This is a genomic window from Gracilibacillus dipsosauri, assembly GCF_003176895.1.
Lineage (GTDB): Bacteria > Bacillota > Bacilli > Bacillales > Amphibacillaceae > Gracilibacillus > Gracilibacillus dipsosauri.
Genome location: NZ_QGTD01000021.1, coordinates 139,541 through 151,481 on the forward strand (window position 1 = coordinate 139,541; position 11,941 = coordinate 151,481).

Below are 11,941 nucleotides of genomic sequence, written 5' to 3' on the forward strand. Positions count from 1 at the left end.
CTATCTCGTTCTTTTGCTATTGCCGACTATTGCACTTCATACATGCTACCGCTGATTTTTTATGTTTTTTATAATTCAATAGGTGGTCGGGATAGCTAGCTATATAGTATAGTTATAAGTAGAGAGGTTAGAATAATAATAACTAGATTTGCGATAGATTTGGAGGCAAAAGGATGATAGATTACCATAAACAAATAAATGAGGTATTAGAGAATATTCAAAAGGTTATTATTGGAAAAGAGCGAGAGGCAGCATTGAGTTTAGTTGCACTACTAGCTAACGGGCATGTACTGATTGAGGATGTTCCTGGTGTTGGTAAGACAATGCTTGTAAGAGCGTTGGCGAAATCCTTGAATTGTGAGTTTAAGCGAATCCAGTTTACACCTGATTTACTTCCATCTGACGTCACAGGTGTTTCGATATATAATCCAAAGGAAATGATATTTGAGTTTAGAAAAGGTCCCATTTTCGGTGATATCGTATTAGCAGATGAAATCAACCGTACCTCACCTAAAACGCAATCCGCCTTGTTAGAAGCAATGGAAGAAAATAATGTCACTGTAGACGGTGTGAGCAAGCCACTGAACGAACCTTTTTTTGTCATGGCAACCCAAAACCCTATTGATTATGAAGGAACCTATCCACTGCCAGAAGCACAGCTAGATCGTTTTATTATGAAGCTTAGCTTGGGCTATCCGAACGAATTGGATGAACTAGAAATGCTCAATCGTACAGATCAGCAGCATCCTATTGATCAATTAGTACCAATAATGGACCGAAGTCAATTAATAGAGATACAGCAATTTATAGATAATATTTATGTTGATGAAACGGTAAAGCATTATATTGTTCAACTAGTTTCTGAAACGAGAGAAAATGAGTATGTGCAATTAGGTGTTAGTCCAAGAGGTTCGATAGCCTTAATGAAGGCTGCAAAAGCATATGCTTTTATCCAAAATAGAGATTATGTAATTCCAGATGATATCTTATTTCTGGCACCATATGTGTTGGCACATCGGATAATACTACGGCCAGAGGCGCGTTATGATGGTATTACTCAACAAAATTTAATCACACAGCTTTTGAAAAAAATAGATGTGCCAATTAGGAAGGAAGTACATGGATGAAATCAACGATGCACCGCATTCGGAAAATCATTCAACTATTGCTATTGAGTGGTGTTCTTTTCGCATTTGCTATGTTTCAAGGTGGTTTTGTTAGTTGGTTCTTATTTTATAGTGTCGTACCACTCCTAATTTATATGCTATCCATTCCCTTTTATCCATTTAACAAATGGAGGGTTAACAGGGTGCTATCCTCTAAGTATGGTCAAGCAGGTGGTTCTGTACTGATTACAATTACGTTAGAAAGAAAAATTCCTTTTCCATTATTTTATCTTGTGGTAGAAGAAAACAGTCCTACCACATTAAACTATCAGGACATTGGTCAGGGAAAATATAAATATTTAAATGATCAGCAATTTTATGTAGAAAATAGAGTCTTTCGTAAATTATTATTTCCATTGTTCAAAAGAAAACTTACAGTGACGTTTCGTGTAGCAAATCTACCGAGAGGTCAGCATTCATTTCATTCTATAAATGTTCAAACAGGTGATCCGTTTGGGTTAATTTCTAACCAATATGTATGGGAAATAGAGGATAGCTTAGTCGTCTATCCAGCTGTTAGAAGCCTGGAATGGAAGCAAAGGATGGACAGCAATGAGGCAGGGGCAAATCCTGTCCTCCTACACGATCATAAGCAAGCAAATGTCGTATCAGGTGTTCGAGAGTATATTCCAGGAGATAGGTTTTCCTGGATTGATTGGAAAACAACCGCTAGAAAAAATTCAATTATGACAAAGGAATTTGAACAAGAAAAGGATGCTCATATGGCGATAGTTCTAAGTGCTGAGCTTAAGTCTAGTATGCAACAATTGTCATTTGAGGCATTGGTGGAGCTTGCGGCATCTATTCTGGTAAGTACGAGGAAAAAAGGGCAGAGTGTATCCTTTCACATGTTAGGAGAGGCCGAAAAGCATTTTACGGAACAACAAGTAAAATTCGAGCCAACAGTGATACAAAATTATCTAGCATTGATAAATCCAGACAAAAAAGATTCCCTTTTCACTAGTAAACTAGTAACTTCCTTGAATCATTTGCCAAAAGGGTCGTTATTATTATGTATTACTAGTCAATTGGATCAAAAATTAGTAGATAGTTTAGTGATAAAAAGTAAACAAGACCTTCAGATAGCTCTCTATTCCATCATTTCCAAAAATGACTATACATCCTTTCACCAATCATTAATAGAGTCATTGCGTATGCATCGAATTTCTGTACAAATCTTATCAGAAGACGACTTAAAAAAAGTGCGATGGGAGGTGAATGCATCTCTATGAGAATAGCTAAAGAGAAAAAATCAATACCTTCGTTCTTTATCATGACTGCAGGATTTCTATTATTCTGGGAATGGCTGAGACCGCTGGGGCAAGTAACTGATACAGGTCATATTCCATTACTTGTTCTATATGCTGCTCTGTGCTTTTTGGTATCCTTTTTCATCCAAAATGGTTTGTGGAAGTTTATCATAAAAGGATTAAGTCTTTTATTTATACTTGATTATCTTTTCTTACCGGGAATTTTCCTATCAAGTGAGTCAATACAATTCATTAGTCAAGAGCTTTCCTATAACCTGAGTGCAGTATGGGATAGTCAATGGTATTTAATGACCCCGTTCTTTCGAAGCTTGTTATTTCTAATGGTTCTCTGGTTAATGAGCTATTTGTTGCATTATTGGTTTTTAGTTGCAAATAAGTTTTTCTTATTTGTTGTACTAACCATTATGTATTTAGCTGTTTTAGATACTTTCACGAGCTATGAAGCGGAAATAGCCATTGTCCGAACGTTTGCTATTTCGTTTATTGCACTTGGACTAAGTCGGTTTATGAAGTTTAGGGAGCAAGGAGTAGAGGTTGAGATACAGAAATACAGTATTCTAAAATGGATCATTCCTATTATTGGAGGAGTGCTAGTAACGGCATCCATAGGTATTTTTGCACCTAAGTTGGCCCCACAATGGCCCGATCCTGTTCCGTTTATTCAAAGTCAAGCGAATCATGTGGGATTCGGGAATACGGTTCAAAAGGTAGGCTATGGAGAGAATGATTCACAATTAGGTGGATCGTTCGTTCAGGATGATACAGCGGTCTTTGAAGCCATATCGAAGGAAAGGTTATATTGGAGAATTGAATCAAAGGATCTCTATACAGGAAAGGGCTGGGAGCGTTCCTCTTCTCTTGATTATAACCCATTGCAATCTGGTGCTGTCCAATGGCAAGCTTTTTCCACACAAGCAGTAGATACAACGGAAGAAGAAGCTTCTGTTACTTATACGAAGGAAAGTAATTTAGATAAAGTACCTATTCCATATGGTGCTACGGAAGTTACGACATCCTATAGTGCTCTTCTTTTCCAAGACCTAGAATCTGGTATGATGGAGATGGAAGTAAGTGAACAGCAGGGCAGATCACAGCCATATACGGTTCAATATGAAGATCCATCTTTTTCTATTGATCAATTAAAACAAGTCAGTGATAAAGATCCGTCTGCGATCCAAAACAAATATTTACAACTACCAAGCTCGTTACCTGATCGTGTTCGTGCGTTGGCTCAAGAGATAACGACAGATAAGCCGACTCGATATGATAAAGTAAAAGCAATTGAACGCTATTTTTCGCAAAATGGCTACACCTACCAGATAGAGGATGTTTCCATACCAGAGGCTGGGGAGGACTATGTGGACCAGTTCTTATTTGAAACAATGGTCGGATATTGTGATAATTTCTCTAGTTCCATGGTAGTCATGCTTCGTACCTTAGATATTCCTGCAAGGTGGGTAAAGGGGTTCACTGGTGGTGAAATCAAATCAAATCAGCCTGATTTACCAAATGGTTATAAGCTATATGAAATCACAAACAATAATGCTCACTCCTGGGTTGAAGTGTATTTTCCAAATGTAGGTTGGGTACCGTTTGAGCCTACGAGTGGGTTTACCAATCCAACTGAATTCTATCAAGAAACGGTAGCGGAGGATATGGACTCAACTAATCCTGAGGAACAAAGAATAGAAGAAACAAATCCTCAACAAGAGCAACAGGAACAGCAAGCAACAGATCCAGCCGATAATGAAGAAGATGAATCAGCTTTAGGAAGCTCCCGATCTAGTCGTATTAATATGCCGATCAAAGTGATGATAGTTATTGGTGTCATCCTTTTGGTTTTACTCGGTGGGTTTTCGTATTGGAAAAGGCAAGAAATCAGAACTTGGTATTTACAGAAGAAATGGCGTAAAATTTCTGAGCAGCTGGATATCGAAGAATGTTATCATTATTTGCTAAAGTTACTTGCTAAAAAAGGCTTTAATCGTAACAAAGGACAAACGCTTCGCCAATATGCTAAAGAGGTAGACGAAACAATCGGTAAAAGTGATATGTATGATTTAACCCTTTTATATGAACAATATTTATATCGAAATGGGCAGGTAGAGGTCGATTCCTCTACACTTAGGAATCTTTTCCAACGCATTGTTCATCAAATAATCGCTTGACCAATGAATACAACCATTGATAGAATAAGATAAATTAACAGGATTAGACCTTCATATATGTTTGGGAATATGGCCCAAACGTTTCTACCTGAACACCAATATGTTCAGACTATGAAGGCGAGGGTCTGTCGTGGCATCTGCCTTTCTGATAAGGACAATAAGAGAAGGGCAGTTTTCTTTTTGCTATCTGGAAGTGGGTAGTAAACATAGATAGAAGAAACCTTGAAGGAGTGGACAATTTGGAAATAAACAATGAAATGATTTTAGTGATTGATTTTGGTAGTCAATATAACCAACTGATTACAAGACGAATCCGTGAATTTGGTGTATATAGTGAGTTGCATTCCCATCGATTAACTGTGGAAGAAATTAAACAAATGAATCCTAAAGGAATTATTCTTTCTGGTGGACCTCACAGTGTTTACGGAGAAAATAGCTTCCGTTGTGATGAACGTATTTTTGACTTAAATATTCCTATCCTAGGTATTTGTTATGGTATGCAGTTAATGACCCATCATTTTGGTGGAAAAGTAGAGCGTGCGAACCAACGTGAATATGGAAAAGCGGACATTCATGTAAAGGATGACTCCATCTTATTTGAAGGTACTCCACAAGAGCAAACGGTTTGGATGAGCCATAGTGATAAGATCATTGAGGCACCTGCAGATTTTAAAATCGAAGCAACGAGTGCTTCCACTCCAGTTGCTGCAATGAGTAATACGGATAAGCAATATTATGGAGTTCAATTCCACCCAGAAGTACGTAACACAGAGTATGGAAATGACCTACTTAAGACTTTTGTCTTTCATGTTTGTCAATGTTCTGGGGATTGGACAATGGCGAACTTTATTGATATGGAAGTAGAGAAGATCAGAGAGCAGGTTGGTGACCGAAATGTTTTATGTGCATTAAGTGGGGGAGTGGATTCTTCTGTTGTTGCTGCTCTAATTCATAAAGCCATTGGTGATCAATTAACCTGTATTTTTGTAGATCATGGTTTATTGCGTAAAAATGAGGCAGATACCGTTATGGAAACATTCCGTGATCAGTTCCATATGAATATTATTAAAGTCGATGCACAGTATCGCTTTTTGAATAAGCTAAAAGGTGTTTCAGATCCTGAGCAAAAACGGAAGATTATTGGAAATGAGTTTATCTACGTATTTGATGATGAAGCAGCTAAGCTTGAAAACATGGATTTCTTAGCACAAGGAACCCTATACACGGATATTGTAGAGAGCGGAACGGAAACAGCTCAAACGATTAAATCTCACCACAATGTCGGTGGTTTACCAGAGGAAATGGAATTCCAATTAATTGAGCCTTTGAACACGTTATTTAAGGACGAAGTACGCGCACTTGGGACAGAATTAGGTGTCCCAGATGAAATTGTGTGGCGTCAACCATTCCCAGGGCCTGGCCTAGGTATCCGCGTTCTTGGTGAAATTACTCCTGAGAAGGTAGAAATTGTTCGCGAATCAGATGCTATTTTGCGTGAAGAGATTAAAAAAGCGGGGTTAGATCGTGATATTTGGCAATACTTCACCGTTTTACCTGACATCCGTAGCGTTGGTGTAATGGGGGATGCAAGAACCTATGATTATGCTATCGGTATTCGTGCTGTCACTTCCATCGATGGAATGACTTCTGATTGGGCACGTATCCCATGGGATGTTTTAGAGAAAATTTCAGTGCGTCTTGTAAATGAAGTAGATCATATCAATCGTGTACTTTATGATGTGACAAGTAAACCGCCTGCGACTATTGAGTGGGAGTAAGACGCTAATTTAATTTGAAGAGGAAACGCCTATTTATAGAGGATTTTAACCTAGCTAAAATGGATAAAACAATTTAAAATATTTGGTTCCCTACCAATGAAAATTTTGGTAGGGATTATTTTTGGGTGATTTTTCCTTGTTTTGAACTATGGCATTTAACTTTTTTTAATAGGCATTTTCCACTTTAAAAGTGTGGAATGTGTAGGATGTATAGCTTTTTTTGAAAGCCTATTTATCGTGATATTTATATTGTTTAACCCAATTTAATAAAATGAATAGTCAATCCCTGGTGATTTAGCTATTGACTTTACACCTTCTGTTCCATTTTGATAACGAATAACTACTTGTATTTTTTCATCTTCCGTGAATTTGGCCAAAAGAAGCTACACCTCCAACTATTAGATTTGTGACTAACAATTAGGGTGCAGTTCATTACCACGGGTGGTTTTGATTCAATTTTTGCTACTTTTCCAGACCGTATAAGCGGTTGTAAAAACGGCAGCAACCTGAAACACTAACCAACCAGGATGCCGGACATTCCAAATAAAACCGATTTCCAGAAAAATAACAGTCGCCAATGGCCAAATTACCGCATGAATTCAGCCATGTTTGCTCGATTTCTCATATTTCCATATTCTTCATTATTAGTAACCAATCGTTCGCTCTCCATTGCCGACCCTGCAATAATGAACAAGTATACAGCAAATGCCCATGTTAGAGGCATTAGTACTAAGAGGGGATCACTGTCTGCATGGCATGTGTCGTTAGTCAAAAAAGATATCCCATAACTTAATATAATAGTCACAATTCCAGTAACGATTAATATTCCATACCTTTTACGATTGGCCAAACTTTTCTGTCTAAAATCTTGAATAAACGAATCATCAAAAATTAATGGTTGTGTTTTCCCACACTTTTATAAGACAGGACGTTTCTTCCATAACGGAAAAAGTATCTTCATGGCTTACTCGAAATGAGATTCGGTCTTGACCGGTCGAATTGGCCCCTTCGTCATTGTACAAGCGTGTTATTGTGGAAACAGATCAGCCTGAGCAAATCAAGCAGCAGTTGATGGCTCGTTGTTCGTTATTTATCTAAAGAGTGATTCCTTGCTTGCAGCAATCCAGAAGAAATATTTGAATCGTTAGTATGCTATACTTTTTTTATCCTAACAACCGAAAGGAGTTTTGTATTCATGGATACTCATACCTCTGAACGCTTTATACATGAGTTGCAGCAATACCAAAATGAAGCGGGAATCGAAAAAATGAAAAGGTTTTTTAAAGGTTCAGATGAAAATACGAAGTGCTTAGGTCTTAACATGCGTACGGTATTCCAAATTGCTAAACAATTTACGGATATGCCTTTAACAGAAGTCGAACGGCTTCTAGAAAGCGATTATTATGAAGTAAGAATGGGCGCCGTGAGCATTATGGATTTTCAGGCCAAAACCAAGAAACTCCCGGAGGAAAACAGGCAAGCTTTGTACGATCTGTATATTCGGAGGCATGATCGAATCAACAATTGGGATTTCGTTGATCGTGCCGCTCCTTCTGTAATCGGGACTTATTTGCTGGATAAACCAAAGGATAAACTATACGAAATGGCACACTCCTCTAATATTTGGGAACGTAGAACAGCGATGGTAAGCACGTATAGCTTTATCAGAAACGGCAATACGGAGGACACATTTGCTATCGCTGAGATTCTGGTACATGATCCTGAAGATTTAATCAACAAGGCGGTGGGCAGCTTTATTCGTGAAGCTGGCAAGAAAGACGAAGACAGGCTGAAATCTTTCTTAAATAAACACGCTCACACCATGCCCAGAGTCACCTTGAGATACGCTATAGAAAAGTTTGATAAAAGTACAAGGGACTACTACTTAACTTTAAAGAAGAAAGAGAAGTAGGTAGTCAATGATGAAGCCTCTATCAGGGAAAGTGGCTTTGGTAGCCGGAGGAACTCGGGGCGCAGTCAGAGGGATCGCTATTGAATTGGGTGCAGCAGGTGCAACGGTCTACGTCACCAGAAGTACTACACGGACGAGGCGATCTGAATACAACCGGCCGGAAACGATTGAAGAAACTGCTGAACTGGTTGATCAGGCGGGTAGCACAGAATTGCGATGCAAGTCGATCACCTCGCACCTATTCAGGTTCAGGAGTTAATCGCACCAATTGAACACGAGCATGGTCAACTGGATATTTTGGTCAACGATATCTGGGGTGGCGAATATATGGTGGAGTGGAATGTTCCAGTTTGGGAACACTCTTTAGAAAACGGGTTGCGTATGCTGAACCTGGCCATAGACACCCATATCATTACAAGTCACTACGTGCTCCGCTACTTATCCGCAACCCCAACGGGCTCGTTGTTGAAGTCACGGACGGCACGAAAGCCTATAATGAAACAAACTACCGGCTGTCGTTATTCTACGATTTGGCAAAGAACTCAGTCATCCGAATGACCAAGTCTTTGGCACTTGAACTCGCCTCTTACCAAGGAACTGCCCTATCCATATTGCTAGGCTGGCTGTGCTCCGAAATCGTGCTGGAGGAATACGGCGTAACCGAAGCAAACTGGAGAGATGCACTTGCCCGCGAACCGCATTTCATCATTTCCGAACAAGACAAACATTTTCAAATACTTTTATTTCCTCATTTGCACCTAAAGACTTGAGCTTGTTAGTAAACTTCGTATAAAGTGTTTTCCAATCAACATTAATCTTTTCAATACTTTTTTATCCTAGACTTATTTGCCTCATTCTCCATAGTCTCTAATGACAATAAAAATTCAAGTACTCTTTGCTTAACATCCATAATTCCATAGTTAGGCACACGTGCTAATATATCGGTCAAACCACTTTTTTGTTCAATAAAGAGAGCTCCAAATATAGTAATTACACAAAACCCTATCTTTTGGGGCATACCGAATAAATCAGATTATGAGCCACAACAACCTGAAAGTAATGGAACAGTTGATTCCAATACCGTGCAAAAAGTGACAGAGTTTTTGGAAACATTTTTTTGCCTATTATGTGAAAATGCCTTACCACCAATAGGTAAGGATTATTTATTTTCAGAGCTAGTCCATCCAGTATTTCGGACAGTAGATTATCGAATAAAAGTATGGGTGACTGTTAAATATATTGATGAAGCAACAATAGCAACACAGTTTTCACAATATTACTCACATTAGAAAAAGATATAAATTGGATGATTGTAGAATAAAAATTTAAACACCACGACTTGTTCTTACTGGTTGATTAAGTCGTGGTGTTTAATAATGATTAGTTATCAATAAATATATTACTCCATTAAAATTCATGTATTAATTGTCAAGTCTTGAAGTGAATTACTTTATATCATCGTTTTCATCATCTTCAACAATAGAAAAACTTCATTCATATCTTCAATATCAAGTGCCTGAACAATTTTTTCTAAATGTTCAAACTGAATTCGCTACCTTTTTCCATTTGCAAGTTCGCTCAATGTAGCTAAGCGAATACCCGTTTTAACATAGAGTTGAGGAAGAGAAATATCACGATCAGATAATAATTTATATTAACTTAGTAGGATAATGATACTCCTTACGTTAGAAAATATATAAATGTGATGATTAAAAAACTTAAAAAAGTATGAACCTTTGCTTCACCACCATATTTTTATTTTTTGACAAAGTTAAAATTACTTATTTCGTAAAATGCTTTTACTATATCTGTATAAGAATGGACAAAATCTTCATCAATCCATTTCATAAGCATATTCCACATGCCTCCTGCATTAAATGCTAACGCAAATTCTAAGTGTTCTTCACTAATTGTATGAGGAAATTTGTCTTGAGTGAGTTTATGAATATAAGGTAAATACTTATTAAAAGCATCTAACAGAAAACCAGATAGCCCATTTTTTCTGAGGGCAGAAATGAAGTCAATATGTTCATACATCAATTCTAGAAATATCTTTGATACCTTCCTCATATCGATTTCACCTGCTTCAACAAGGTTGTTTACATACTTCTCTGCTAACTCGTTTAAATATAAATTTAGGACATTCTCTTTTGACTTAAAATTTCTATAAAAAGTACTCCTGTCTAAATCAGCCTTTTCAGCAATTTCCTTAATCGAAATTTTGTCATAGGGTTTTTCTTTCATCAAATCTAGTAGAGCAGCTACTAACCATTTTTGAGATTGTATTGCGATCGGATTATCAGTTGAATATATCATAAGTCTATCTCCTCCTAGTACAACATATCGTAGTGATTTGTAGTATTTGTTGTCATTCTATTGATATTAGGTTATCACTACAATACAATATAAATATAAGTGCAACAAGTGTGGCACTCTAAACAATCTTGCTAAGTAAAGTTCATGTATTATTCTTTCTTGATTATTGTGAATATGGCAATGATTATTATTGATGAATACGATTTCTTCAAATTTGCTACAGTGGCTTAATCAATAAAATAGTTTAAAATTATATGAGGAGAGATAACATGAGCAAGCTCGTTAATAAAGGTATTGTAAAAGCAGCAGGGTTTATGGATATGAAAAATAGATTTAACTATTTCAAAGTGGCACCCAATGCTTTAGAAAAAGTAATGGGGTTGGAGCGATATGTTAGAAAAGCAGTCATTGATAAAAAATTTGCGGAACTAATCAAGTTAAGAGTATCGCAAATTAATGGTTGCTCTTATTGTATAAACATGCATACAAAAGGGGCAAAAAAGTTAAAAGTAACAAATGACCAGCTTGTTCAATTAAAAAATTGGAATGCAAGTGATATTTATAGCCCAAAAGAGAAAGTGGCACTACATTTAGCGGAAAATATGACTTTAATTTCGGAAAAAGGCGTCAGTGATGAGTTGTATGACCAAGTGAGAGAGCATTATGATGAAAAAGAATATGTAGATTTAGTGATGATTATTAATCAGATTAATATGTGGAATAGGCTATCTATTTCCATGGGCAATCAAGCTAGTGAATAAATGGCAATAATGATTAACATATGAAAGCGACCAATAATAATTGCCATTTTAAAATTTTAACACTTTTTCCTTAAAGGAGATAAAAATAAGTTCCGCCAGAATCCCCGCCAAAACAATTTGAAGGTGCGAAAAACGTTGGTATAGAAATGTTTTGGCGTCACCTGTAAACTTGGAGCCGGAGTAATAAGAGATGTCCTAAAATCCTTGGTAACACAAGATTTTTAGGGCTTTTATATTCTTCATGGCACAGTTATGGCACACTTTGATAAGTGGTCCTCATATATTGAATCAGTTCAAGTTGTGTATCATTGCTTGTTTTTAACTGAATAAAACTGCTTAATATATCGGAAACTTGAAAATGGCTGTTTGGATAGAGGTTCCTATAAGTTCCTAAAGTAGTTTGCTATCTTCATGTCCAAATCTATTTGAATCATCAAAGGGTTTTCTCCCGTACTAATTAACAAAGAAGTATGAGAGTGTCTCTGAAGTAGTTCCATCGCCTTATCATAAGCAATATGAAAGTTTCCTTTTCCCTTCATAAAGGTAAATGGTCAATCAGCAAATGCCTC

At 37.1% G+C, this 11,941-nt stretch carries 9 protein-coding genes, 3 pseudogenes and 1 riboswitch; of the genes and pseudogenes, 8 read left to right on the plus strand and 4 right to left on the minus strand.

Annotated elements, in window-relative coordinates; all coding sequences use genetic code 11:
- The first annotated feature begins 173 nt into the window (after nt 1-173).
- From DLJ74_RS19785 to guaA, 4 genes are all read left to right on the plus strand, one after another.
- Entirely contained in the window at nt 174-1,127 is a 954-nt protein-coding gene (locus tag DLJ74_RS19785) for an AAA family ATPase (RefSeq protein ID WP_109985782.1), read from the plus strand.
- A complete protein-coding gene (locus tag DLJ74_RS19790) occupies nt 1,124-2,398 on the plus strand; it encodes a DUF58 domain-containing protein (protein ID WP_109985783.1) in 1,275 nt (424 codons plus the stop codon). Before DLJ74_RS19785 ends, DLJ74_RS19790 begins: the two co-directional genes overlap by 4 nt.
- Nucleotides 2,395-4,605, plus strand: a complete 2,211-nt coding sequence (locus DLJ74_RS19795; protein WP_109985784.1) for a DUF4129 domain-containing transglutaminase family protein — start codon at nt 2,395-2,397, stop codon at nt 4,603-4,605. The genes DLJ74_RS19790 and DLJ74_RS19795 overlap by 4 nt, the downstream gene beginning before the upstream one ends.
- 31 nt (nt 4,606-4,636) lie before the next feature.
- A riboswitch (purine riboswitch) is annotated at nt 4,637-4,737 on the plus strand.
- A 125-nt stretch (nt 4,738-4,862) separates the two neighbouring features.
- A complete protein-coding gene (gene guaA, locus DLJ74_RS19800; RefSeq protein WP_109985860.1) occupies nt 4,863-6,383 on the plus strand; it encodes a glutamine-hydrolyzing GMP synthase in 1,521 nt (506 codons plus the stop codon).
- Between the two features lie 586 nt (nt 6,384-6,969).
- On the opposite strand, the gene DLJ74_RS19805 is transcribed toward guaA, so the two are convergent.
- The gene (locus tag DLJ74_RS19805) at nt 6,970-7,155 is read right to left on the minus strand and encodes a hypothetical protein (RefSeq protein WP_109985785.1); all 186 of its coding nucleotides are present in this window, start codon (nt 7,153-7,155) and stop codon (nt 6,970-6,972) included.
- Nucleotides 7,156-7,578: 423 nt separating this feature from the next.
- On the opposite strand from DLJ74_RS19805, the gene DLJ74_RS19810 reads away from it, so the two are divergent.
- The 3 genes and pseudogenes from DLJ74_RS19810 (at nt 7,579) to DLJ74_RS19825 (ending at nt 9,584) form a co-directional block, all read left to right on the plus strand.
- Nucleotides 7,579-8,295, plus strand: a complete 717-nt coding sequence (locus tag DLJ74_RS19810; RefSeq protein WP_109985786.1) for a DNA alkylation repair protein — start codon at nt 7,579-7,581, stop codon at nt 8,293-8,295.
- Between the two features lie 10 nt (nt 8,296-8,305).
- Nucleotides 8,306-9,020, plus strand: a pseudogene (locus DLJ74_RS20940) (SDR family oxidoreductase); the annotation flags it as partial.
- Nucleotides 9,021-9,311: 291 nt separating this feature from the next.
- A complete protein-coding gene (locus DLJ74_RS19825; RefSeq protein WP_245902405.1) occupies nt 9,312-9,584 on the plus strand; it encodes a conjugal transfer protein in 273 nt (90 codons plus the stop codon).
- Between the two features lie 263 nt (nt 9,585-9,847).
- Here DLJ74_RS19825 and DLJ74_RS21060 read toward each other — a convergent pair.
- Both DLJ74_RS21060 and DLJ74_RS19830 read right to left on the minus strand, forming a co-directional pair.
- Nucleotides 9,848-9,934, minus strand: a pseudogene (locus DLJ74_RS21060) (helix-turn-helix domain-containing protein); the annotation flags it as partial.
- A 116-nt stretch (nt 9,935-10,050) separates the two neighbouring features.
- Nucleotides 10,051-10,611, minus strand: a complete 561-nt coding sequence (locus tag DLJ74_RS19830) for a TetR/AcrR family transcriptional regulator (RefSeq protein WP_109985788.1) — start codon at nt 10,609-10,611, stop codon at nt 10,051-10,053.
- A 320-nt stretch (nt 10,612-10,931) separates the two neighbouring features.
- On the opposite strand from DLJ74_RS19830, the gene DLJ74_RS19835 reads away from it, so the two are divergent.
- Nucleotides 10,932-11,372, plus strand: coding sequence for a carboxymuconolactone decarboxylase family protein (locus DLJ74_RS19835; protein WP_109985861.1), 441 nt, complete (start codon nt 10,932-10,934; stop codon nt 11,370-11,372).
- Between the two features lie 250 nt (nt 11,373-11,622).
- On the opposite strand, the pseudogene DLJ74_RS20855 reads toward DLJ74_RS19835, so the two are convergent.
- A pseudogene (locus DLJ74_RS20855) lies at nt 11,623-11,854 on the minus strand (site-specific integrase); the annotation flags it as partial.
- Nucleotides 11,855-11,941: the final 87 nt, after the last annotated feature.

Excerpts from the sequence above, each read along its gene's own strand:
- DLJ74_RS19785 (WP_109985782.1), top strand. The coding sequence starts at position 174 with ATGATAGATTACCATAAACAAATAAATGAGGTATTAGAGAATATTCAA.
- DLJ74_RS19790 (WP_109985783.1), top strand. The coding sequence starts at position 1,124 with ATGAAATCAACGATGCACCGCATTCGGAAAATCATTCAACTATTGCTA.
- DLJ74_RS19795 (WP_109985784.1), top strand. The coding sequence starts at position 2,395 with ATGAGAATAGCTAAAGAGAAAAAATCAATACCTTCGTTCTTTATCATG.
- guaA (WP_109985860.1), top strand. The coding sequence starts at position 4,863 with ATGATTTTAGTGATTGATTTTGGTAGTCAATATAACCAACTGATTACA.
- DLJ74_RS19810 (WP_109985786.1), top strand. The coding sequence starts at position 7,579 with ATGGATACTCATACCTCTGAACGCTTTATACATGAGTTGCAGCAATAC.
- DLJ74_RS19830 (WP_109985788.1), bottom strand. The coding sequence starts at position 10,611 with ATGATATATTCAACTGATAATCCGATCGCAATACAATCTCAAAAATGG.
- DLJ74_RS19835 (WP_109985861.1), top strand. The coding sequence starts at position 10,932 with ATGAAAAATAGATTTAACTATTTCAAAGTGGCACCCAATGCTTTAGAA.